Raw genomic sequence first — 23,173 nt, forward strand, 5'->3', positions numbered from 1 at the left:
GGGATGAACTTCATCAATCGAGCGATACCGAGATAGCCGAGGACGATCTGGATGATCCCCGTCAAAATACCGGCAGCGAGCAAATACTGGAGCCCGTGGTCCGCGACGAGCGAGACGATGACGAGCGCCATCGCACCGGTCGCGGCTGAAATCATCGCCGGTCGGCCACCCGCGATCGAAATGACCATCGCGATGATGAATGAAGCGTAAAGCCCGACCATCGGGTTGACACCAGCGATGAGTGAGAACGCGATCGCCTCAGGGATGAGGGCGAGCGCGACGACGAACCCCGCGAGGACGTCGGCCCGGACGTTGCCGAGCCAGTCTTGTTTAATCGTATTCAATTTTTCCAAAAGAACACACCTCTCTATATATTTTGACTTTGACCTCCGAGTCTCACGAAGATCAAACGCCACATTATATGAAGAAAGAGGTGAGACCGACATATGTTTTCACAACGTGTTTTATCATAGCGAACTTTTTCAGAAAAGACAATTGCAACTCGTTAAAAACTATGGTAATTTCATAACGTAAAGGTTATATAACGGTTTTGTTATACAATAGAGAAGGAGAATGACGATGCATAGCGCAGAAGAATTAAGCAAGGTGCTCAAAGTGCTCGCCGACCCGACCCGGTTGACGATGCTCAAACAGATGCAGGATGGGGAACAGTGTGCCTGCAGTTTCGTCGATTGTTTCGACATCTCACAGCCGGCGATCAGCCGTCATTTGAAGATGATGCGGCAAGCGGGACTGTTGCTCGAGCGCCGGGACAAACAGTGGATTCATTACCGGTTGAACGAGACGAGCCCGTTTTATTCGATTGTCGTCGAGTTGCTCAATCGCGTCGAGACGCTTGAGGCGAGTTGTGACTGTGACGCTGAGTGTGCCATTTAAGGAGGAACTAACGATGAAACTAGAAGTGTTTGAACCGGCCATGTGCTGTCCGACCGGACTGTGCGGCCCATCGATCGACCCAGAATTGACGCGCATCGCGACGGTCCATTACGTGTTGAAGCAACGCGGTTTTGACGTCGCCCGCTACAATCTCGCCTCTGAGCCGAACCGCTTCGTCGAGAACGCATACGTGCAAGCCGAGATCGTGAAAGGGCTCGAGACGCTCCCGCTCACGGTCATCGACGGCGAGATCGTCAAGCGCGGTGCCTATATGACGAACGAAGAGATCGCCGAACTGACGGGACTCCCGGTCGCGGCGTTCGCGAAACAAGATGGAGAGAAGCCGAAAGTGCGCATCACGCTTAAAAAATAAGGAGGACGCTTATGAATCGCTTTGATTTCCATACGATCGAGCCGACCCGATATGTGTTTTTGACAGGGAAAGGCGGCGTCGGCAAGACGTCGACCGCATCAAGTCTCGCCCTGACGCTCGCGGACCGCGGTAAACGTGTGCTGCTCGTCTCGACCGATCCGGCGAGCAATCTTCAAGACGTGTTCGAGATGGAGCTTGACGAAACACCGCGGCTTGTACCGGGCACCGCGCTCTCGATTGCGAACTTCGACCCGGAAGAAGCGGCGAAACAGTACATGGAGCGCATGGTCGGTCCGTATCGCGGCGTGCTCCCGGACGTCGCCATCCAGTCGATGGAAGAGCAGTTGTCCGGCGCCTGTACGGTCGAGATCGCAGCGTTCGACCAGTTCACCGAGCTGTTGACGTCAGTTGAGGCGCGGACGACGTACGACCATGTCATCTTCGACACGGCGCCGACCGGGCACACGCTTCGTTTGCTCACGCTCCCGAGTGCGTGGGATGAGTTTTTAGAGACGAATACGACCGGCGCGTCCTGTCTCGGTCCGCTCGCCGGACTATCCGACAAGCAGGACCAGTATAAACGAGCGGTCGCGACGCTGTCGGACGGAAGCGAGACGACGTTGCTCCTCGTCGCCCGCCCCGAGGCGTCGACACTCGTCGAGGCGGCTCGCGCCGCCGTCGAGCTTCACGCCATCGGCATCGAGCGGATGCAACTCGTCATCAACGGTGTCGTCGCGCTAGACGAAGGGACCGACCGCTATACGAGACGGTTCATCGAACGGCAACAAGAAGCGCTCAAGCAAATGCCGGAAGCCGTCGAGCGTCTCGAGACGTTCACGCTCCCGTATGCGTACGAGAACTTGGTCGGCGTGCCGGCGTTGCGGCGCTGGGTGAACGGGGAGACGGTCACAGTCCCTGATACGACATACGACGCGAGCCGTTACGGATCGATCGATGCGCTCGTCGACGAGATGGAAGCGGACGGACCGAGCGTCATCATGACGATGGGGAAAGGCGGTGTCGGCAAGACGACGCTCGCTTCGCTCATTGCCGTCGCCCTAAGCAATCGGGGCCATGCGGTCCACTTGACGACGACCGACCCGGCGGCGCACGTCGCCTTCACGATCGGGGAAGACGTACCATCGACGTTCACGGTCGACGCGATCGACCCGAAAGTCGAAATCGAGAACTACCGGGCCGACGTGTTCCGGGAAGCGGGCGAGATGACGGACGAGCAACGATTGATGCTCGAAGAAGATCTTCGTTCCCCGTGCACCGAAGAAATCGCCGTCTTCCGTGCGTTCGCCGCCCAAGTCGCGAAAGCGAAAGACCGTTTCGTCGTCATCGACACGGCGCCGACCGGACATACGCTTCTCCTCTTGGACGCGACCGAGAGCTATCACCGAGAGCTCGAACGCTCGACCGGGGTCGTCCCGGAAGCGGTGCGCGAGCTGTTGCCGAAGCTTCGTGATCCGAAACAGACGCACGTCGTCATCACGACGCTCCCCGAGGCGACACCGGTGTATGAAGCCGAACGTCTCGTCACCGACTTAGAGCGGGCCGAGATTCGTCCGTTCGCCTGGGTCGTCAACCAATCGTTCACGCCGCTCGACGTCGAGAGCAAACTGCTCACGGCAAAAGTTGCGAGCGAGTCCGCGTGGCTCGAACGCGTGAACCGCTATCCGCGCCCGACGCTGTTATCGTGGCAAGAACAATTGCCGGTCGGTTATCCGGCACTATCTCAACTACTCAAGGAGGAAGTCAAATGAACGTAACAAATGAAGCAATCGACTTTATGAAAGCAGCACTGATCGAGGAAGAAACGAAGTCGGTCCGCATCTGCACAGAAGCAGGGTGCTGTGGTCCGACAATCGGTCTTCATATCGCCGCTCCAGAAGCGACGGACGACGTGAAAGACTATGACGGCCTCACGTTCGCCGTCGCCAAAGACGCCGAAGCGATGGCTGAGAACGTTACGCTCGACGTCGAATCGACGGAAGACGGCGCGAGCCTCGTGCTCCGCGGTCTGCAACAGACTTGCTAAAAAAATAGAGAATTATTGGAGGAACTCATTGTGCAGTGGATTGCTAGTCTCATCTTTTTAGTGACGCTTTTCCTCATCATCAAGCAACCGAAAGGCCTCGGCATCGGTTACTCGGCGATGGGGATGGCGGCCATTGCCCTCATCACCGGGGTCGTCAATTTTGATGACGTCGGAACGGTGTGGGGCATCATTTGGAACGCGACGTTCACCTTTATCGCCATCATCCTCATCTCGCTCATTTTGGATGAGATCGGATTCTTCGAATGGGCCGCTCTACATATGGCTCGCATCGCGAAAGGCGGCGGCGTCAAGCTGTTCGTCTATATCACGCTACTCGGCGCACTCGTCGCGGCGCTGTTCGCCAATGACGGGGCGGCGCTCATCTTGACGCCGATCGTCCTCGCGATGGTACGGGCACTCAAGCTGCCGGACGCTGTCGTCTTGGCGTATGTCATCGCTTCCGGTTTCATCGCCGACACGGCGAGTTTGCCGTTCGTCGTCTCGAACCTCGTCAACATCGTCTCGGCTGACTTCTTCGGCATCGGTTTTGCCGAATATGCGGCCCGGATGGTGTTCGTCAACGTGTTCGCCGTCGCCGGAAGTCTGCTCGTCTTGTACTTGTACTTCAAGAAAGACATCCCGAAGCAGTACGACTTGTCAAAGCTCGCCGAGCCGGCCTCGGTCATTAAAGACCACCGGATGTTCCGCTTGTCATGGGTCGTGCTCGCGCTTCTCGTCATCGGGTACTTCACGAGCGACATCCTCGGCATCCCGGTCTCGCTCGTCGCTGGCGTCATCGCGTTTTTCTTCTTGATCATGGCGAACCGATCGCCGGCCGTGAAGACACAATCGGTCGTTCGCGGTGCACCGTGGGCGATCGTCTTCTTCTCGCTCGGCATGTACATCGTCGTCTACGGCTTGCAAAACGCAGGGCTCACGCAAGTGCTCGCCAACTTCATCGAATGGTTCTCTGTCGATGTGTTCACCGCGACGTTCGGGATGGGCTTCTTGGCCGCCATCTTGTCATCGGTCATGAACAACATGCCGACCGTCATGATTGACGCGCTCGCCATCGATTTGACGAATACGTCCGGGCAGATTCGGGAAGCACTCATCTATGCGAACGTCATCGGTTCCGACCTCGGGCCGAAGATCACGCCGATCGGGTCGCTCGCGACATTATTATGGCTCCATGTGCTCCGCACGAAAGGGCTCAAGATCGGTTGGGGTCAATACTTTAAAGTCGGGATCATCTTGACGGTTCCGACGCTCGCCATCACGTTGCTCGGTCTGTACATCAGTCTATTACTTTACTAAGGAGTGTACTTTTCATGAAACTAGTCATCATCGGTTCAGTCGCTGCCGGCACATCGGTCGCAGCGAAAGCACGTCGTAACAACGAAGACGCACAAATCACGATTTACGACCGCGATTACGACATCTCATACTCGGGTTGCGGCATCCCGTATTACGTCGGCGGTGAAGTCGAGTCGCGCGACGACTTGACGCCGCGTGACGCCGCGTTCTTCAAGAAGCGCTACAACATCGACGTCATGACGCGTCATAACGTCACGGCGATCGACAAAGACGCACAGACAGTGACGGTCGAGAACCTCGAGACGGGCGAATCGTTCACGGACAGCTATGACAAATTAGTCCTCGCGACGGGCGCTTCGAGCATCATCCCGCCGATTCCAGGTGTCGACTCGGACAACGTCTTCCCGATCCGAAACATCCAAAACGCGGAAGCGACGCGCAACTTCGTCGATGCGACGAACCCGAAACATGCGACGATCATCGGTGCCGGCTTCATCGGCCTCGAGATGGCCGAGCAACTCAAACTTCGCGGCATCGACGTCACAATTATCGAGCGCATCCCGCAAGTGATGCCGCCGCTCGATAAAGACATGGCATGCCGCGTCGAGGAGCACCTCGAGAAGAACGGCATCGAGCTCTTGCTCGGTGAGACGGTGACGGAACTTGTCGGGGACGGCCACGTCGAACGCGTCGTCACGGAAAGCGGGAAGACGGTCGATACCGACCTTGTCATCTTGTCAGTCGGCGTCCGGCCGAACACGGAACTCGCCAAGTCGATCGGTGTCACGATCGGCGAGACGGGCGCGATCGCGATCAACGAGCGGATGGAGACGAACGTCGAGAACGTCTACGCTGCCGGTGACGTCGCCGAGAGCTTCTCCATCGTGACAGGGAAACCAATTTGGCGTCCGCTCGGATCGACAGCGAACAAGATGGGCCGTTCACTCGGTGACCTCTTGACAGGCGGCGAGCTCGAACATCGCGGCATCCTCGGGACGGGCATCTTCAAAGTGTTCGGTCTCGCGGTCGCACAAACGGGTCTCTCGGAGCGTGAAGCGCGTGAAGACGGCTATGACGTGGAAGTGCTCCACAACACGAAGCCGGACAAGCCGGCCTACATGGGCGGGAAAGACATGACGATCAAAGCGGTCGCCGACCGCGCGACGCGTCAACTGCTCGGCGTCCAAATCGTCGGCTTCGAAGGTGTCGACAAGCGCATTGACGTGTTCGTCACGGCGATCACGCTCAAGGCGAAAGTGGACGATTTGTTCCACCTCGACCTCGCGTACGCACCGCCGTTCTCAACGACGAAAGACCCGGTCATGTATACGGGCATGGTGCTCGCCAACAGCATGAACAAAGCGGCGCGCCTGATCACACCGGACGAGTTGCAAAAACGGATCGACGCGGGCGAGGACATGCAAATCATCGACACGCGGAAAGCGGCACAGTTCGAGAAGGCGTGCGTCGACTGCGCGGTCAACGTCCCGCTCGGCGACTTGCGCGCGGCGTCAAACGACATGGACAAAGACAAGCCGACCGTCGTCTACTGCAACGGCGGCGTGACGGGGAACGCGGCACAGAACGTGCTCCGCAACCTCGGTTTCACGGACGTCTACAACTTGTCAGGCGGCAACAAGAACTATCAGTTGTTCAAAAAATACGGGAACTAAGAAGAACGGCGTCCGAGCAAATCGGGCGCCGTTTTTTGGTATGCTGGTATATGAGGTGAAGCAAATGAACCACAAAGTACTCCACGAGAAGTTCGAGCGTCGGAAGCAGTGGCTCGTCTTCGAGAAAGAAGAAGTCGTTCGCCGTCTGCTCGTCCGTTACAAGGCGCGTACCATTCCGAAGACGGATATTATGGACCTCGTGAACGACGATCAGCTGTCGTATCCGCACATCTTCTGTTGCATTACGATTGACGATCCGGCCGTCCTCGTGAAGATTTTCAATGCGAAAGAGCGAGCGGACTTCGAGTGGGAACGTGACGACAACGCGCGGCGGGGCACGGTTTATCGGCACAAGGACGAAGCACATCGGCGCTATAACCAATTGATTCTCGACGAGCAAGAGGGTCGCCGTCTCGACATCGTCCTTGAGAGCCAGGACGGGGTTCACGTAACCCGTTTTTTGACGCGAAGTATGTGTGAACAAGTCGGGTCTTATATTTTGTCGCATGTGGGTGGTGCGCAGTTCACCGGGCGTATCCCACGGGCGCTCTGGGCAAATGATTGGACGGACGAAGAAATCAAGTTAGGCTATCGTTGGTATTTAGAAGCTTTGCACGAGTTCAATAAGCTATAACTAAACCCCGGTGCGCGGCACCGGGGTTTAGTTCGCTTTCAATTCGTTCCATTTGCCGAGCCGGTTGCGGCCGCTCCGTTTGGCGACATACAAACCGACGTCCGCTTTTTTAATCAGTTGCGTCGATGTGACGACTTTCGCCTCTGACGTGCTCGCAATCCCGATCGAGACGGTGACGTCAATCGCTGAGCCGTCCGGCAAAGCGAACGGGGTCTCGGCGATTTGCCGTAAGTAACGCTTGCCGATCACGAACCCTTGCGACAAGTTGCAGTCGGACAAGAGCACGGAGAACTCTTCGCCGCCGTTTCGGCATACCATGTCGTCGGTGCGGGCCGTTTGCGTCAGACGAGCACCGATTTCGACTAAGATGGCATCCCCGGCGTCGTGGCCGTACGCATCGTTGATTGATTTGAAATGGTCGATGTCGAGGAAGAGTAGCGCGACGTCTTGCGGACCGATGAACACTTCTTCGTCGACCCGCCTCATCTCTTCCTCGAAACGACGGCGGTTGCCGAGCCCGGTGAGCGCGTCGGTGAAGGCGGCTTCTTTATATTTCGTGATGAGCCGCTCCGACCGTTGCATCTTGCGCATTCCGCCGTAAACGATATGGAGGACGAAGCCGGCCGAATAGCCGATGACGATGAACGCGCTCAACGATAAGAAGTATGTCGTTGGGTGGTCATAATTATTAAAATTTAACATCGATAATCCACTAATGAACACGAGGCTGATCGCGTTCACGATACGAATGTCACGTGTCGGTTTGATGCGTTCCCGGACATGCATGTAGACAATCGAACCGCCGGCAGCGAGCGTGTAGTCGAGGAACGTGATCAACAGCAGCGTCTCCGACAAGATGAACGGCAAGACGAGAATGCTGGCGACGTATGTGATGCGCACTCCGGGCAGTCCGAAGTAAAGCGCCGCGATGATGAGCGGGACGAAGCCGTATTGGAAGTCAGCTTGGACGTTCCAGAGCACACCGTGCAGCGTGATCAAGATGGACAGTCCGGCCAACAAAAAGGAAATCGTCACTTGGCGCCGGACCGGCAGTTTCGTCGTGAATCCGAGTTTCGTGACGCGGGAGATGATATAGAGGCCGACGAGCAGAAGGCTCGCGTTGGCGATCAAGTTGTTGATGAGATTCGTGAATGACATTAGATAAAAAATCCTCCTCTAACTTCTATATACAGTCCGTAACGATGAAAATGCAATCGTTTTCTAATTGGAAAATGAAGGAGGTCTCCCAACGGTTTCCGTGAAGTGGGAGTTGCTAGGTGTTTGTTTAGAAAAACATTGAATTCCCAAAAGGAAACGTTTACAATTTTTGTGTAAGCGTTTTCTCAAATTTATGCTACAAGGAGGGACCCACATGGTCAACAAACAATGGAAACCCGTATGGGCAGTTGTGCTAACGTTTGCACTAATTCTGTCGATGTTTCCGATGTCAGCGTCTGCCCTCGATAAAGGGAAGTCGACGTTAGTCGTCGTCCACTATCAAGAGGCGCCTGGCAACCAGACGGATTGGAACTTATGGCTTTGGGCGAATAACCCAGATTATTTCCCGAACAAAGGCTTCGCCTTCAACGGTGAAGACGACTTCGGCAAGGTGGCGGCCTATGAATTCCCGGTCGACTCACCGGAACGACTCGGTCTCATCGTCCGCACGGACAATTGGGACAAAGACAAAGGGTCGGAAAACGATCGCTTCATCACGAGCGACATGATCAAAGACGGCGTCGCCGAAGTATGGATCAAGTCGGGTGACTCGAAAATTTACACGTCGAACCCTGACGGCGAGACAGAAGCGACAGACGTCGACATGAAAGTGCATTACTTCCGCTATGACAATACATACACGGACTGGGGTCTTTGGACTTGGCCGGACGGCGGAGACGGGCAGAGCATCGCTTTCGATGAGACGGACGCTTTCGGCGGCGTCGCGAACGTGAAGTTCGCGAACCCTGACGCGAAAAAGCTGATCGGCCTCATCACGAAAAAAGGGGAGTGGACGGAGAAAGACGGTGAAGACCGCTTCGCGCTCAGCACGGCGAAAGAGATTTGGCTCGTCGAGGGCGACTCGACGATCTACTACTCGGAGCCTGAAATCGACCGTTCACCAAAAATCGTCGCGTTCGAAGCGACGACGTTCCGTACGGCGAAGCTCACGCTCAACCGTGCCATCGATGCCTCATTCGCAAGCGAATTGACAATCGACGGAGCTGCTGTGAAATCGGTTGAGGTGACAGGCGACAAGTCGGTCACGATCCACTTCAATGAAGATATCGATTTGACGAAAGTCATCACGGCGACGCACCCGACGTTCGGAGAGCGTGTGCTCCAAGCAGGCGACGTGCTCCGTTCACCGGAGTTCGACGCGAAGTATGCGTATGACGGCAAGCTCGGCATCACGTACCAAAAGTCGAAGACGAACTTCGTCTTGTGGGCCCCGACGGCTCAAGACGTCAAACTCGAGCTTTGGAACATGCCGAAAGACCGTCCGGCGAACGACAAAGACGTGAAGAAGACGATTCAAATGAAGCGTGGCGACCGCGGCACGTGGGTCGCTGAAGTACGCGGTGACCTCGACGGCATCGGATACACGTATAACGTCACGCACGCCTCAGGCAGCATCCGCGCGGTCGACCCGTATGCGACAGCGGTCGGCGTGAACGGGGACCAAGGGGTCATCGTCGACTTGAAAGAGACGAACCCGAAACGCTGGAACAGCATGAAACCAAAACTTCAAAACTCGACGGACGCGATTATCTACGAGACGCACGTCCGTGACTTCTCAATCTTCGACGTCACGTCGAACACGTATGACTCAGGCATTCGCCATAAAGGTAAATACCTCGGTGTCGTTCAACCAGGCACGCGTTTGATCGAGAACGGCAAGAAAACGAACACGAAGACAGGTCTTGACCACGTCAAAGACCTCGGCGTGACGCACGTCCAGTTCATCCCGGTGTACGACTACAACACGGCCTCGGTCGACGAGACGAACCCGGACGCGAAATACAACTGGGGTTACGACCCGAAAAACTACAACGCGCCGGAAGGGTCGTACTCGACGAACCCGTATGACGCGAAAGTCCGCATCACACAGTTGAAAGAGATGATTCAAGGGCTCCACGACCATAACTTGCGTGCGGTCATGGACGTCGTCTACAACCACATGTTCGACGCCCAAGCCTCGAACCTTCATAAGATCGTACCAGGTTACTATTACCGCTACACAGCGGGCGGCGACTTCGCGAACGGAACCGGCGTCGGCAACGACACGGCCTCTGAGCGCAAGATGATGCAAAAACTCATCGTCGACTCGACCGTCTACTGGGCAACCGAGTACAACTGGGACGGGTTCCGCTTCGACCTCATGGGGATCCATGACGTCGACACGATGAACAAAGTCCGTCAAGCGCTCGACAAAGTCGACAAGTCGATCCTCGTCTTCGGCGAAGGATGGGACCTCGGCACACCGCTCGACCCGGCCTTGAAGGCGAACCAAAAGAACGCCTACAAGATGCCAGGTGTCGCACACTTCAACGACAACATCCGGGATGGCTTGAAAGGTAGTGTTTTCATCGATACGGACAACGGCTTCATCAACGGAAAAGATGGGCTCGAGAACCGCATCAAGACCGGCATCGTCGGTGAGATCGACTACAACGCAGAGATCAAAGGCTTTGCGAAAGACCCGACCCAAGCGATTACGTACGTTGAAGCACACGACAACCATACGCTTTGGGACAAACTCGAATTGACGAACCCAGAGACGGCCGAAGCAGACCGGACGAAGATGCACCGTCTCGCCTCAAGCATCCTCTTGACGAGCCAAGGCACGACGTTCATCCACGCAGGCCAAGAGTTCATGCGGACGAAAGAAGGCGACCACAACTCGTACAAGTCGCCAGACCGCATCAACCAGATGGACTGGAAACGCGCCGCCGACCGTCAAGCGGACGTCCAGTACATGAAAGGCTTGATCGAGATGCGTAAAGCCAACCCAGGCCTTCGCATGACGGACGCGAAAGACGTCAAGAAGAACGTCAAGTTCTATCGCTCGGAACCGAACGTCATCACGTACTTAATCGATGACAAGGCACCAGGACAGAAGAAAGATTTGTTCATCACGCATAACGCCAACGCGGAAACGGTCAAAGTGAAACTCCCGACTGGGCAGTGGAACGTGATCGTCGACGGCAACCAGGCAGGGACGAAGACGCTCAAACGCGTCTCGGGCTATGTCGAAGTGCCATCGTACGCGACGGTCGTCGTGAAACAACCGTAACGAGTGAGACCATGGGACGAACGTCCCGTGGTCTTTTTGCATGGATTAATGTGTCGGAATTGTGAACTTGGCTTTGGCGGTCAAATTGGGTTACACGTTGAAATCATGACATTTTATTGAAAATATGTACATAAAAGAGATTATTCACCTTATTTTCAAAAGAATCGGCTAAAATCGCCCGTGCCGTCTTATATAATGAGAGAGAAAAGTATTATGTGTGACATTTATCACACCGGGGAGTGGTGAACATGGGCTTCTTCCGAAACTGGAAGCATGCATTGGAATCGAACGTTGAACAACTAGAGCGCGGTGAACGGATCAATCTTGACCCGTTGCTGTTGGATCAGTATCCGGACGCCGTGTACGTGCTCGATCGGGAATTGAAACTGATTGATTCGAACGAAAAGCTGTCGCTATTGTTCAACGGGGAGGAAGAGCGTTTCCTGCAGACGAAGTCGTGGTTGACCCGAACGGAAAGTGAGCGCGTGTGCGCGTTCCATGGCCGGGCGCTCCAAGGGGAGACGGTCCATTATGAGATCAAAGTGAGTGTGAACGGGAAACAAGCGCACTTCTCGGTGACGAACACGCCGCTTTACGCCGGACGCATCATCACCGGACTATACGGGGTCGTCAAAGACTTGACGACCCAGACCGAGCTCCGAGAAAACTACAACCGCTTGAAAGTGAGCCGGACGTTGTTCGAGCGTATCCCGGGCCTCATCTTGGTCGAGATGAACCTTGAGACGGGGGAGTTTTACCACTCGCCGCAGACGGGGAAACTGCTCGGACTGACGAAGCGGCAGCTCGGCGAGATGAAACGGGAGCATTTCCGGAACTTGATTCACGAGGACGACCGCGGCTCGTTCGCCGCCGCGCTCGAAGTGCTGTTGCACGACCCCGAACAGTTCGAATACGAGACGCAACTGCGCGCCTTCAACCCGAAAGCGAAAAAATATTTGGACCTCATCGTTAAAGTCGGGGTGTCGAAAGACCGGAAAGCGGTCACGTGGGCGATGTTTGACGTGACGAACTTGACGAAAGTGGAAGAAGAGCTGACGAAAGAGCGGTCGAAAGTGAAACAGTTGTGTGAAATCGTCGATTCGGTCATCTTTGAACGGTACTTCGACACGAAACGGTTCAACTTTTTGACGCCTGGTTTCTCGCTCATCTTCGGCTATACGGAAGACCAGTTCAACACGCATCCGGACTATTGGCAAAAAGTCGTCGTCCCGGACGACGTCCCGAAAGTGAATCAAGCACGGGAAGTGACGCTCAGCGGCAAACCGTCGACGTTCTCCTACCGCATCTTCGCCAAGGGCGAGGTCAAATGGATCGAAGAGAACCGCGAACCGATCTTTTCTGAGCACGGGGACGTCGTCGGTTTCCGGACGCTCGTCAAAGACATCACCCAGTTGAAGCAACAGCAAGAAGAGATTTGGCGCCTCGCCTCGCTCGACCCGATTACGAACATGCCGAACACCGAATCAGTCTACCATTTGACGAGGAAGCGCGACCCGTTCACGTTGTTCTCCTTGTCGTTCAACCGGATCGGCGAGATCAACCATACGTTCGGCTACGAGTTCGGTGACAAATGGCGCATCGCGACAGTGAACCAGTTGATCCGCCTGTTGCCGAAAGACGCACTGCTCGGCCATCTCGACGCGGACAACGTGTTAATCGTCTTGCCGCGACGGATGGAGGACCCGGAAGTGCTCGCGCTCGGACAGACGCTCGGGTCGCTATCGAAATACCGCTTCCGCATCGACGTGTACGACTTGTTCGCCCGCGTCTCGATCGGCGTGAGCCGCTATCCGGAAGACGGGGAACAGGCGAGCGAGCTCATCAAGCACGCCTGCATCGCCATGAACCGGGTCGATAAGAAAGTCGGGACGAAACTCGAACTGTACTCGTCGCAGATGGACATCGAGTCGCTCAAGCGGTACGAGTTGCTTCGCGATATGCGCGACGCGCTGAAGAACAAAGAGTTTTATCTCATGTACCAGCCGAAAGTGAACGCCTGGACCGGTCAAATCGTCGGGGCCGAGGCGCTCATGCGTTGGACGCACCCGACGTGGGGGTCGATTTCCCCGGCCGAATTCATCCCGCTCGCCGAGGAGAGCAGTCTTCACCTCGAGCTGACGAACTGGCTGATCGAGGAAGTGTGTCGCTATGTGACGTCGCTCGAGCGGAAAGTGCCGATCTCAATCAACGTGTCGGCCAAATATTTGTACCAAGAACATTTCGAACGCGTCCTCGAGGATATGCTCGACCGCTTCAACGTACCACCAGGCTATCTTGAGGTCGAAATCTCAGAGACGTCGCTGTTAGAGGATGCCCAACAGATCACCGAAGCGTTCAAACGGTTGAACGACCTCGGTGTGCCGATCGCGTTCGACGACTTCGGGAAAGGGTATTCGTCGCTCGCCTATTTGCAGGCGTACAGCGCCCAGACGATCAAGATCGACCGTGTGTTCGCCCATAACGTCAACCAAAGCCGGAAAGCCCAAGGCATCATTCGGAGCCTGCTCCTCATCGCCGAAGAGTTCGGCATGAACGTCGTCGTCGAAGGCGTCGAGATGATGGACGATTTGCTTCGGCTCCGGGAGTTCGGCTGTCACGTCATCCAAGGTTACATCTTCAGCCGTCCGTTAAAAACGGACGAGTTCGAACAGGCGCTCCGACTCGGGACGCTCCCGCCGATCGAAGAGTACGTCGAGACCGTGCAGACGGCGAGCCGTTTGATTCACGCCGGCATCACCATCACCCGACTCCGGAACCAAGATGTCGCCGTCGGAACGTCCCCGATCGTCATCATGCGGCGCGGCTTCAAGACGATCGCCTTTTACGGCTCGATCCGCTTGCCGGTCGACAGTGACATCACGCTCGTCCTCTTGCTCGACGACGGCCACCCGCCGTTCCCGATTCAAGTGAAGCGATTGACCGAGCTCGCGAACGGACTGTATCAATACGAGGCGACGTATGAACAGACTGTCGAGCTCGAGAAGCGGTTGACCGCTCTAGAGAGCGAGAAACCGCGGGGCTTCACGATCCAACAACCGAGAGACTTGGTCGAAGAGACCGAGTGATTCGAGCGAGCCGGCACATCGGCTCGCTTTTTTGTATTGCGTGCGGGTAGAAAAGCGGGACGGGTTTCACTTAAGATGGAATGGACAGACACGAAGAGGAGACAGACATGATGGTACAGGAAGCCCGACACTTTTTTTCACAACTGACAGGTGACCAGACCGAGCGGCTGCGCGCAGTCGAGGCGGAGATCGAACGGACGGGCACGTATACGCTCACGACCGAAGAATTGACGGAAGGAGCGAAACTCGCTTGGCGCAACTCGAACCGATGTATCGGCCGCTTGTTCTGGCAGACGCTCACCGTCCGTGACGCCCGGCATGTGACGACGTTTGACGGCGTGTTCGATCAGCTCGTCGCCCATCTACGTTTCGCCACGAACGGCGGGAAAATCCGTTCGACGATGACGGTGCTCCCGAACGAGTTTCGCCTGTTGAACAGCCAGCTCGTCCGCTATGCGGCGTATGAGACCGAGGACGGCATCCTTGGGGACCCGTTGTCGCTCGCGATCACGCGCCAAGCCGAACGCCTCGGGTGGCGCGGGGCGGGGACGGCGTTTGACGTCTTGCCGCTCCTCATCACGGACGGCCGTGACGTCCGGCTATATGAACTGCCAGAGGACGCGGTGCTCGAAGTGGAGATCACGCACGACGACTACGACTTGTTTGACGGACGGCTCGTCAAGTGGCACGCCGTCCCGGCCATCGCCGATATGGAGCTCGAGATTGGCGGGGTGCGTTTCACCTCGGTCCCGTTCAACGGCTGGTATATGGAGACGGAGATCGGTGCCCGTAACTTGGCTGATGCGGACCGCTACAACTTGTTGCCGCTCGTCGGCGCCTCGCTCGGGCTCGATACGACGAAAGAGCGGACATTGTGGCGTGACCGGGCGCTCGTCGAGCTGAACGTCGCCGTCTTGCAGTCGTTCGAGCGAGCCGGCGTGACAATCGTCGACCACCACACGGCGGCCAAACAGTTCAAGCGGTTCGAGAAGAACGAGACGGAGGCCGGGCGCGCCGTGACCGGGCAATGGAGCTGGCTCATCCCGCCGCTCTCGCCGGCCGCGACGCACGTCTTCCATCAACATTACGACAACGAGATTGTCACACCGAACTTGTTCGCCCGCTCCGGTTGCCCGTTTTCGGCGTTTCAAGCGAAGCCAAAAGAGGAATTGAAAGGCTAGAACCGAAACGAAAGGATGATGAACGTGGCAGTCCCAATTTGGAAACGCGCCGTCGCCAGTCAAATCGACCAACTGATCTTTCAAACCCCGGCCAAACTCGTCGAGAAGGCGATCCGTAAAAAACTTCGGCCTGGTAAAGAAGTGAAGCGGTATTACTTACCAACGCTCGTCATGATCGCCGGAGAAGTGTACTTCCTCTTGAACAAGAACGGGCAGACGATCGGCGACCAAGTCGTCGGCATCAAAGTCGTGAGCCAAGACGGGCGCCCGCTCTCGCTCGAACAAGTCGTGAAACGGACGCTGTATAAAGACGTCGTCTATCCGGCGACGCTCGGCCTTCCGCTCCTCCGGGCGCTCCAACAGATGAAGTCGAACAAAGACGTCGAGCTCCCACACGACGAGTTCGCGCACACGAAGCTCATATCGACGAAGTGACGACAGGCAGGGCGATTCTTATCGCGCTGCTTTTTTCATCGGGGAAGTGACAGGAGAAATAAGGTATAATGAGAGTGGACAAAAACGAACGATTAACGGAGGATTTGTACTTATGACAAAAATCGCATGGATCACAGATAGTATGGCCAACTTTTCAAAAGAGGAAGCGGCCAAGCTTGGGGTCGAGATCGTCCCGATTCAACTGATCGTCGACGGGAGCGGCTACAGCGAGGTCGACTTGTCGCTCGAAGACTTGCATCGTTACATGATCGACCAAAAGAAAGAAGCGAAGACGTCACAACCGATCTTCGGTGATTTCATCGCGCGATATGAGCGTTTGAAAGAAGACGGATATGACTGCGCCATTGCCGTCCACTGTTCGAATGGGCTGAGCTCGACGGTGAAAAATTCGAGCGCTGCCGCCGAAGCGGCCGGCTTCACTGTTCATACGGTCGACTCGCACGCTGCGCTCGAAGCGCAACAAGAACTCGTCCGTCTCGGGCTCGAAGCCGAGAAAGAAGGGAAGACGCCGGAAGAAATCGTCGCGCTCCTTGAAGCGTGGCGCGACAAGAAAAACTTCTTCATGATCATCGGCAATATGGAGACGATGCGCCGTGGCGGCCGCGTCTCGTCCGGCGAGCTATTCCTCGCCAACATTTTGAACATCAAGCCGATCATCACGCTCGACGAGACCGGGAAAGTCATCCCGTTCAAAAAAGCGCGTTCGCTCAAAAAAGCGTACGTGGAGATGGTAAGCGAGCTTGAACGTCGCCATGCGGCGAACGGCGTCCGCGACAACCGCGTCTTCGTCCAGACGGCGCTCGCCCCAAACATGCAAGCAGACCTCGTCGCGCTCATCGAATCGAAACTGCCGGACCTTGAAGTCGTGAAGACGCGCTTCTGCCCGTCAATCGCGGTCCACGCCGGCTTTGAGACGGTCGGGGTACTCTGGCTCGACGCGTGAACGTAAAGGAGGGAACGACATGGAAGCAGTGATGACACTAGACGCCTTGGACGAGCGGGTCGCGAACACGGAGCAGCTGCTCGTCTACGTCTCGCACCCGGGTTGCAGCGTCTGTCATGCGCTCAAACCGCAAGTCGAGGAGATGCTGACGGCGTTTCCTCACATCGCGTCCGTCGCGGTCGATTCGGATGAGGTGCCGGACATCGCCGGTGCCTATTCGATTTTCACGGTACCGGTCGTCCTGTACTTCATCGACGGAAAAGAGATGCTCCGCCGGGCCCGGTTCGTCCCGATCGGCGAATTGACGCACCAGCTCGAGCGTCTTGAACAGATGTGCGAATGATCCACAGACAACCGTCTGTGGATTTTTTGATTGTGGGGGACGGGCACGGGGAATCAGGAAAGTAGCCGCATCACTTTTTCGAATGGAGAAACGAGGGAAACACTGATGGAAATCATCCGTCACTCCGAATGGGAGGATACGAAGCTCACTTTGCATCTGCTGTCGCAAATTTTAGGGAAGCTCAAGCTTGGCTTCGCCCCGCAAGAACCGCAATGGGCACATGTCACGTTGCCGCTCACCGTGACCGGATTTTCGACTGGGCCGCTTTGGAGCGGGGAGATGTTGTTCGAAATCGATGTCGATGTGGCGGCTTCGGTGATCACAGTGCGAATCGACACCGAAACGACCGCCATCCCGCTTACGGCCGGGACGTCGATCAAGTCGTACTATGAGGCAATCGTTGGTGCGCTTCGGGCGTCTGGCGTCGCGATCAGCATCAACCCGGAGTCTCAAGAAATGCCCGACACGTGGTGGCTCGACCGGGACGAGTCCCCGCTCGCCTATGACACCGCCGCTGCGAAAAAAGGCATGCGCTTGTTCCAATACGCAGCCCGAGAGCAAACGGCGTTTCTTGCCCCGCTCCGGTGCCGTAAAGTGAAGCCGGCGTTGTTTTGGGGCACGTTCGACGTCTCGTCGCTCATCGTCTACAACAAACACGAGCCGTTCCCGAAAGACTTGGTCATCGAGAAGGCCGCTTTCGACGAGCCGATGATCGAGTTCGGATTTTGGCTCGGGGATGCGTCTGTCGATGTGCCGACGTTTTTCGTCTTGCCGTATCCGTTCCAATACACGGAACTCCCCTCGGAGCGTATCCAACCGGCGGATGCCTACTACGACGCCGCGATGAGCGAATGTTTCTTGTCGCTCGAATATGTGACGGACCGGGACGTTCAGTCCTTCTTCCGCACGTCGTTCGATCTGTTGAGCGAGCAGTTAGGGTGGGAAGGGTGCGACCATTATTTCTTACCGCTCAAGATGCCCGCACAACCGAAACAAGAGCCCATGGACGAAAGTCCGTGAGCTCTTGTTTTGTTCTAATCTATTATTTGAACCGATTAATAATAATCGATTATAATCGATTATTTTACTCAGCCTTCAGTTGTTTGCGGAACGAGGTAAATCAAACCGAACGGATTGTGGAGCAAGTTATCGATCGACGTCCGCTCGTCTTCGCCCATCTCGACCGTGAACGATTTGCCGTCCTCGAACGCGAAGCTGTCGCCGTCGCCGAACATCGAGCCGCCTGAGATCAAGTGGAAGTTGAACGAGTGGATGACGTGAATCGCATCCTCGACTTCAAGTGTCGACGGGACGGCGACGTCGGCTTGGCCGAACGCTTTCATGCCCCATGACATGTACGACGTCTCTTCTTCCGTGATCGCCGTAAGGAGCGAATAGTCGAGGGCGAGGTCTTCTTCTTTTGATTCTTGCCACTCGTCTTTCGAGTAGGCGACGCCTGCCGTCTCGACCATGACGCCAAGTCCGCCGGCGTTCAAGAGGGCATTCGCTGCACGGCGGGCCGCCGCGATGTCGGACACGTCGTTGACGTCGACGATCAAGTAGACGATGTGCGTGTGACGGGCGAGTCCTTTGGCGACTTTCGGTGTGAAGCCGCTCGTGCTCGCGTGGATCATCGCCTCGGCGAGCGCCGGGTCACGTTCGATGACTTCGACCGTGAACGCCTTGCCGGTCTCGTCTTCTAAGAGCAGCAGACCTGCCATCGTGTAGCCTTCGCTATGTAAGCTGATTTGTTCGTTGACTGCCTCGGCCGATGACCAGTTCCCTGGAATGGCGAGCAACACTTGTGTACGGTTCATATGAATCATCCTCTTCTAAATAGTTGGGCCTCTCTTGAGAGAGGCCCGGTCTCTTCTCTTATTATGCCCTATTTCAAGGCAAATTATTCTTGATACGTCTTCAATACTTCTTGAAGCGGGATTTGGTCGATTTTTCTGCGGCTGACGAACGTGCTCGCGAAGAAGAGCAAGACGACGACACCGACCGTATACAGGACGTAAATCCAGTCAAACTCGAGCGGGAGGACGAAGCCATAATCCTCGGCGAAAATGATGACGATGAGCCGCAGCGTCACGATGGCGATTGGGATGCTGAGGAGCGCCGAGACGAGGGCGTAGACGAAATAGCTGTTGAGGATCATCGAGCGGACCTCGCGGCGATCGTAGCCCATCACTTTCAAGAGCGAGATGACGTAATAGTTCTTCTCGACCGTGAGCGCCGTCAAGACGAACAAGATACTGAACGCGATCAAGGCGGAGGCACCGATCATGACGTTCATCATCAAGTTCATATATTCGTTAAGCGACTGCGACTGCTCGATCAAGCCGTCGCGTGACAAGATCGTCGGATAGTCCGCCTCGTTCGGCCGCTCGTTCGCATATACCCCGTTGAACAAGTCGCTGGAAGCCCCGTCCGACAATTGTTCGCTCAGCGTCGTCCGCGGCAAATAGACGATGTCGCCTGTGAAGTCGTCGGCGACCCCGAGGATCTCATAAGACAACGAGTCACCGTCGAGGGAGACGTCGAGCGTGTCACCGGGCGTGAGCCGTTGCTTCAACGCGAGCGGCTCAGAGATGATGACGCCGTCCGGAGCAGGCCGCAGCTCGTTGCCGTCCCCGTCACGCAATCGATAGAGCGTGTTGTCGTCATCGAGCCCTTTGAGTGTGACGAGCTTGTCGTTGACGAATGCGAACGGATAGGTGAGGAACGGTTCTTGCCCGTCGACGAGTGTCGGGGTCGTCGCTCCGGTATACGCCTCATACGCGTAGTCGACGTCGTTCAACCCGCCGACCGTCATCCGGTCGACGGCACCGTTCATCATGAGAGCGAAGACGATGAGGAGCGTCGAGAACAAAATACCGAAAAAGAAGATGACGAAGCTGCCCGTGCTCTTGACGGCGTACAAATATTTGAACTTCGTCTTGCCGCGGGCGCGGCGCAGCAAGCGGCTGACGATGCGGCTGAGCCGATTGAGGGAGACGTTGTCCCGCGGCGAGAGAAGCGCGAGCGCACTTTCTCCCATCAATTTAAAGATGACGGCGCCGGCGACGAGTGCGAAGAACAAGAGCGGGGCGAACACGGCCGTGAGGAAGACGACCGGACTTTGGGCGATGGTGATGGACGGCAGTAAATAAAAGTCGAGGTACAAGTTTTTAAGCGGTTCGGCGAAATAGAGGCCGAGGAAGTAGCCGATGACGAGCATGACCGTCGCGAAGACGAGGATGAGCACCAAATACGGCGCGGCGATTTGCCGGCGGCTATACCCGATCGCTTTCAGCAGCCCGATTTGTCCGCGCTCGGCTTCGAGCATGTTCGAAATCAAGATGCCGACGATGATGACGGCGATCGAGACGATGAAGAGGCTCAACCCGAGCGCCATCGCCTTGCCGGACGAGATCTCGCTGTAGATGGCGCCGCTGCGCATAATGTTCTCGGTCTCCATGACCGTGATGACGAACGGGAGGTCGACGTCTGCGACCGGTCCGTCCGTCACGCCGGCGATGCGAAACGTCTCTTGGGCCACGGTCGCTTCATACGCCGCGTCCGTCATGAGCAGGAGCGTCTGCGTGCCGGCGTCGAGGTTGAAGAAGTTGTCATCGAAGAGCGGCAGCGTATAGTCCGGGAACAAGACGAAGCCGCTCACGGTGAACGGCGTCCCGAAATCGAGCGTGTCGCCGATCTCGATGCCGTTCTTTTCGGCATACTTCGCATTGATGGCGACTTCATCGTCCGCGTTCGGGCGCTGGCCGGCCTCGAGGTACGACACGTTGATCGTGTCCGCTTCTTTTAAGATGAGCCCGCGATGGTCGGTGCCTTCGAACGAATAGGAGATGAGTTTCGATTCCCGGAGCTCGAGACGGGCGTCCGGCATTTCGGCCTCGAGCGCGTCGATCCGGTCCGAGATCAAGTCATCGAACGTGGCCCGGTCGACTTGCTTCAAGTCCGACAACGTGTACGTGCCCGCGGCGGCGAGCGCACCGATGGCGGGGTCCGCCGCTTCTTGTTCGGTGACGCGGTTCAGCATCTCGACGGCGAAATCCTCTTGGTTGGAAGATCGTAAATAGTCTTCGGTCGGGACTTCGATGCCGCTGATGCCATAGAACATCATCGTGTACGTGAGCGAGCTCATGACGATGATGACGGCGATGGCGACGAGCTGCATCCATTTGCCGGCGAGCGTTTTCCAGACGTTTTTATAAAGCATCGGTCTCACCCCCAGTGGATGTCGCGAGCGGCTTGTCGGACCGGGTTATGCTTCAGCTCGACGATGCGCCCGGAGTTCATTTTAATGACGTCGTCGGCCATCGCCCCGATCCCGGTGTTGTGGGTGATGACGACGATCGTCTTGCCGTACTTCTCGTTCAACCGTTCGAGCAGCTCGAGCACACGCTTCGAGTTATCTTCGTCGAGTGATCCGGTCGGTTCGTCACAAAAGACGATGGACGGATTTTTCGCGAGGCTCCTGGCGACGGAGACGCGCTGTTGTTCTCCACCGGACAATTGATACGGATACTTGTCGCGAGCCGATGCGAGGCCGACCTGCTCGAGCAACTCGTCGATTGATAACGGTTTACTCGACAAGTCGGCGCCGATTTGAATGTTCTCATAGACGGTCAAATTTTGAAGCAAGTTGTATTGTTGAAAGATGAAGCCGAGATGGTCACGCCGAAACGCGGTCATCTGTTCCGGGGTGAGGTCGGTCAGGACGGTCGAATCGAACGTGATGACCCCGGACGTCACCGTGTCGAGCCCGCTGATGACGTTCAAGAGCGTGCTTTTGCCGCTGCCGCTCGGACCTAAGATGACGACGAACGCTCCGTCTTGAATCGTCAAATTGATCTCTTTTAACGCCGCGGTCTCGACGTCTCCTGTCTTGTACACTTTATGGACGTTCTCGAGTCGGATCATGAGAAAAACCTCCTTTGGCCGTTGCTAATTATGTACCCGTTTCCGATCGTTTCCCGTCGGCTACGTTTGAACATTTCTGGAAGACGGGTACATTTTTCAAAAAATAGTGAAACCGTTTCAACTGTGATAAAATAATATTACCAGGTACTAATTTCGATTGAAGGAGAGTCATACTATGAAAATTGCTTACATTACGGACAGTACGGTCGTCCTTCCGGATTCGATCAAACAACATCCCGACATCCACATCGTCCCGCTCTACGTCGTCAAAGGGGATACGCCTTACAAGGACGGCATCGAAGTCGACGCCGAGACGGTATACGAATGGATCGACGCAGGGGAGCGCGTCTCGACGAGCCAGCCGGCGATTGGGGACTTCGTCACTCTCTACGAGGAGTTGAAGCAGACGTACGACATGGGCATCGCCGTCCATTTGTCGTCGGATTTGAGCGGCACGTATTCGGCATCGGTGCAAGGCGCTGAGATCGCCGAGTTCAAATTGCTCGCCATCGACTCGCGAGCGGGCATTTATACGATGGGGCTGTTGCTCGAGGAATTAATCGAGCGCGTCGAGCGCGGTGACGCGTTAGAAGACGTCGAAGCGTATATGAAAGAACGCGTCAAAGACGTCCGCATCGAGTTGACGATTCAAAACTTGACGCAAATGCAAAAGGGCGGCCGCATCTCGAAGTCGAAGGCGCTCATCGGCAACATGCTCCAACTGAAGCCGGTACTCCGCTTCGAAGACGGGCTCATCGTCCCGTATCAGACGGTACGGACGTACAAGAAGGCGCAAGCGCACTTGTTTGAAGTGATTCGCGCCGCCATCGAGTCAGGGGAATGTAAAGACGTCTCGATCTTCCACGGCAACGTGCCGGAACTGGCCGAGTCATGGAAACAGCAGCTCGGCGGCGACGTGCCAATCCGCGTCGACACGCTCGCACCGCTCCTCGGGGCCCATACCGGCTCTGGATCGATCGGCATCTCGTACTTGAAAGCGAAATAA

20 protein-coding genes are annotated in these 23,173 nt (G+C 56.2%); 15 read left to right on the forward strand and 5 right to left on the reverse strand.

What is annotated here, in order from left to right; all coding sequences use genetic code 11:
- The coding region (locus JJU47_RS06075; protein ID WP_300997509.1) for a SulP family inorganic anion transporter at positions 1-353 on the reverse strand (353 nt) is incomplete at its 3' end.
- Positions 354-579: 226 nt separating this feature from the next.
- Here JJU47_RS06075 and JJU47_RS06080 point away from each other — a divergent pair.
- The 7 genes from JJU47_RS06080 to JJU47_RS06110 all read left to right on the forward strand — a co-directional run bounded on the left by JJU47_RS06080 (position 580) and on the right by JJU47_RS06110 (position 6,938).
- A complete protein-coding gene (locus tag JJU47_RS06080) occupies positions 580-897 on the forward strand; it encodes an ArsR/SmtB family transcription factor (RefSeq protein ID WP_228617156.1) in 318 nt (105 codons plus the stop codon).
- 13 nt (positions 898-910) lie between these two features.
- On the forward strand, positions 911-1,270 hold the full coding sequence (arsD, locus tag JJU47_RS06085) for an arsenite efflux transporter metallochaperone ArsD (RefSeq protein ID WP_228617158.1): 360 nt from the start codon (positions 911-913) through the stop codon (positions 1,268-1,270).
- A gap of 11 nt (positions 1,271-1,281) precedes the next feature.
- The gene (gene arsA, locus JJU47_RS06090; RefSeq protein WP_228617160.1) at positions 1,282-3,039 is read left to right on the forward strand and encodes an arsenical pump-driving ATPase; all 1,758 of its coding nucleotides are present in this window, start codon (positions 1,282-1,284) and stop codon (positions 3,037-3,039) included.
- The gene (locus JJU47_RS06095) at positions 3,036-3,314 is read left to right on the forward strand and encodes a Fe-S cluster assembly protein HesB (RefSeq protein WP_228617163.1); all 279 of its coding nucleotides are present in this window, start codon (positions 3,036-3,038) and stop codon (positions 3,312-3,314) included. Before arsA ends, JJU47_RS06095 begins: the two co-directional genes overlap by 4 nt.
- A 30-nt stretch (positions 3,315-3,344) precedes the next feature.
- On the forward strand, positions 3,345-4,631 hold the full coding sequence (locus tag JJU47_RS06100; RefSeq protein ID WP_228617165.1) for an arsenic transporter: 1,287 nt from the start codon (positions 3,345-3,347) through the stop codon (positions 4,629-4,631).
- A gap of 14 nt (positions 4,632-4,645) precedes the next feature.
- A complete protein-coding gene (locus JJU47_RS06105; RefSeq protein ID WP_228617167.1) occupies positions 4,646-6,304 on the forward strand; it encodes an FAD-dependent oxidoreductase in 1,659 nt (552 codons plus the stop codon).
- A 64-nt stretch (positions 6,305-6,368) separates the two neighbouring features.
- Positions 6,369-6,938: a hypothetical protein gene (locus tag JJU47_RS06110; protein ID WP_228617170.1), complete on the forward strand. Its 570-nt coding sequence runs from the start codon at positions 6,369-6,371 to the stop codon at positions 6,936-6,938.
- Positions 6,939-6,965: 27 nt separating this feature from the next.
- Here JJU47_RS06110 and JJU47_RS06115 read toward each other — a convergent pair whose 3' ends face one another.
- Positions 6,966-8,096: a GGDEF domain-containing protein gene (locus JJU47_RS06115; RefSeq protein ID WP_228617173.1), complete on the reverse strand. Its 1,131-nt coding sequence runs from the start codon at positions 8,094-8,096 to the stop codon at positions 6,966-6,968.
- 214 nt (positions 8,097-8,310) lie between these two features.
- On the opposite strand from JJU47_RS06115, the gene pulA reads away from it, so the two are divergent.
- The 7 genes from pulA to JJU47_RS06150 all read left to right on the forward strand — a co-directional run bounded on the left by pulA (position 8,311) and on the right by JJU47_RS06150 (position 18,261).
- Complete coding sequence (pulA, locus tag JJU47_RS06120) at positions 8,311-11,232, forward strand: type I pullulanase (protein WP_228617175.1); 2,922 nt, start codon at positions 8,311-8,313, stop codon at positions 11,230-11,232.
- Positions 11,233-11,480: 248 nt separating this feature from the next.
- The gene (locus JJU47_RS06125; protein ID WP_228617177.1) at positions 11,481-14,318 is read left to right on the forward strand and encodes a sensor domain-containing protein; all 2,838 of its coding nucleotides are present in this window, start codon (positions 11,481-11,483) and stop codon (positions 14,316-14,318) included.
- Positions 14,319-14,425: 107 nt separating this feature from the next.
- Positions 14,426-15,499 (forward strand): nitric oxide synthase oxygenase, encoded by a 1,074-nt coding sequence (locus tag JJU47_RS06130; RefSeq protein WP_300997516.1) that lies wholly within the window; start codon positions 14,426-14,428, stop codon positions 15,497-15,499.
- Positions 15,500-15,517: 18 nt separating this feature from the next.
- The gene (locus JJU47_RS06135; protein WP_228617182.1) at positions 15,518-15,934 is read left to right on the forward strand and encodes an RDD family protein; all 417 of its coding nucleotides are present in this window, start codon (positions 15,518-15,520) and stop codon (positions 15,932-15,934) included.
- A 112-nt stretch (positions 15,935-16,046) separates the two neighbouring features.
- A complete protein-coding gene (locus JJU47_RS06140; RefSeq protein WP_228617184.1) occupies positions 16,047-16,898 on the forward strand; it encodes a DegV family protein in 852 nt (283 codons plus the stop codon).
- Between the two features lie 19 nt (positions 16,899-16,917).
- Entirely contained in the window at positions 16,918-17,241 is a 324-nt protein-coding gene (locus JJU47_RS06145) for a thioredoxin family protein (RefSeq protein ID WP_228617187.1), read from the forward strand.
- A 105-nt stretch (positions 17,242-17,346) separates the two neighbouring features.
- A complete protein-coding gene (locus tag JJU47_RS06150) occupies positions 17,347-18,261 on the forward strand; it encodes a DUF5996 family protein (RefSeq protein ID WP_228617189.1) in 915 nt (304 codons plus the stop codon).
- A gap of 68 nt (positions 18,262-18,329) precedes the next feature.
- On the opposite strand, the gene JJU47_RS06155 is transcribed toward JJU47_RS06150, so the two are convergent.
- The 3 genes from JJU47_RS06155 to JJU47_RS06165 all read right to left on the reverse strand — a co-directional run bounded on the left by JJU47_RS06155 (position 18,330) and on the right by JJU47_RS06165 (position 22,167).
- Positions 18,330-19,058, reverse strand: coding sequence for a hypothetical protein (locus JJU47_RS06155; RefSeq protein WP_228617191.1), 729 nt, complete (start codon positions 19,056-19,058; stop codon positions 18,330-18,332).
- 83 nt (positions 19,059-19,141) lie between these two features.
- On the reverse strand, positions 19,142-21,463 hold the full coding sequence (locus tag JJU47_RS06160) for an ABC transporter permease (protein ID WP_228617194.1): 2,322 nt from the start codon (positions 21,461-21,463) through the stop codon (positions 19,142-19,144).
- Between the two features lie 5 nt (positions 21,464-21,468).
- Positions 21,469-22,167 carry an ABC transporter ATP-binding protein gene (locus JJU47_RS06165; protein ID WP_228617196.1) on the reverse strand — a complete coding sequence of 233 codons (699 nt, stop codon included), beginning with the start codon at positions 22,165-22,167 and terminating at the stop codon, positions 21,469-21,471.
- A gap of 175 nt (positions 22,168-22,342) precedes the next feature.
- Here JJU47_RS06165 and JJU47_RS06170 point away from each other — a divergent pair, with 175 nt between their 5' ends.
- Positions 22,343-23,173: a DegV family protein gene (locus tag JJU47_RS06170; protein WP_228617199.1), complete on the forward strand. Its 831-nt coding sequence runs from the start codon at positions 22,343-22,345 to the stop codon at positions 23,171-23,173.

This window comes from Exiguobacterium sp. (assembly GCF_020832205.1).
Taxonomy (GTDB): domain Bacteria; phylum Bacillota; class Bacilli; order Exiguobacteriales; family Exiguobacteriaceae; genus Exiguobacterium.

Excerpts from the sequence above, each read along its gene's own strand:
- JJU47_RS06105 (WP_228617167.1), top strand. The coding sequence starts at position 4,646 with ATGAAACTAGTCATCATCGGTTCAGTCGCTGCCGGCACATCGGTCGCA.
- JJU47_RS06170 (WP_228617199.1), top strand. The coding sequence starts at position 22,343 with ATGAAAATTGCTTACATTACGGACAGTACGGTCGTCCTTCCGGATTCG.
- JJU47_RS06150 (WP_228617189.1), top strand. The coding sequence starts at position 17,347 with ATGGAAATCATCCGTCACTCCGAATGGGAGGATACGAAGCTCACTTTG.
- JJU47_RS06110 (WP_228617170.1), top strand. The coding sequence starts at position 6,369 with ATGAACCACAAAGTACTCCACGAGAAGTTCGAGCGTCGGAAGCAGTGG.
- JJU47_RS06135 (WP_228617182.1), top strand. The coding sequence starts at position 15,518 with ATGAACGTGGCAGTCCCAATTTGGAAACGCGCCGTCGCCAGTCAAATC.
- JJU47_RS06155 (WP_228617191.1), bottom strand. The coding sequence starts at position 19,058 with ATGAACCGTACACAAGTGTTGCTCGCCATTCCAGGGAACTGGTCATCG.
- JJU47_RS06125 (WP_228617177.1), top strand. The coding sequence starts at position 11,481 with ATGGGCTTCTTCCGAAACTGGAAGCATGCATTGGAATCGAACGTTGAA.
- JJU47_RS06160 (WP_228617194.1), bottom strand. The coding sequence starts at position 21,463 with ATGCTTTATAAAAACGTCTGGAAAACGCTCGCCGGCAAATGGATGCAG.
- JJU47_RS06130 (WP_300997516.1), top strand. The coding sequence starts at position 14,426 with ATGATGGTACAGGAAGCCCGACACTTTTTTTCACAACTGACAGGTGAC.
- JJU47_RS06095 (WP_228617163.1), top strand. The coding sequence starts at position 3,036 with ATGAACGTAACAAATGAAGCAATCGACTTTATGAAAGCAGCACTGATC.
- arsA (WP_228617160.1), top strand. The coding sequence starts at position 1,282 with ATGAATCGCTTTGATTTCCATACGATCGAGCCGACCCGATATGTGTTT.
- JJU47_RS06145 (WP_228617187.1), top strand. The coding sequence starts at position 16,918 with ATGGAAGCAGTGATGACACTAGACGCCTTGGACGAGCGGGTCGCGAAC.
- pulA (WP_228617175.1), top strand. The coding sequence starts at position 8,311 with ATGGTCAACAAACAATGGAAACCCGTATGGGCAGTTGTGCTAACGTTT.
- arsD (WP_228617158.1), top strand. The coding sequence starts at position 911 with ATGAAACTAGAAGTGTTTGAACCGGCCATGTGCTGTCCGACCGGACTG.
- JJU47_RS06140 (WP_228617184.1), top strand. The coding sequence starts at position 16,047 with ATGACAAAAATCGCATGGATCACAGATAGTATGGCCAACTTTTCAAAA.
- JJU47_RS06080 (WP_228617156.1), top strand. The coding sequence starts at position 580 with ATGCATAGCGCAGAAGAATTAAGCAAGGTGCTCAAAGTGCTCGCCGAC.
- JJU47_RS06165 (WP_228617196.1), bottom strand. The coding sequence starts at position 22,167 with ATGATCCGACTCGAGAACGTCCATAAAGTGTACAAGACAGGAGACGTC.
- JJU47_RS06115 (WP_228617173.1), bottom strand. The coding sequence starts at position 8,096 with ATGTCATTCACGAATCTCATCAACAACTTGATCGCCAACGCGAGCCTT.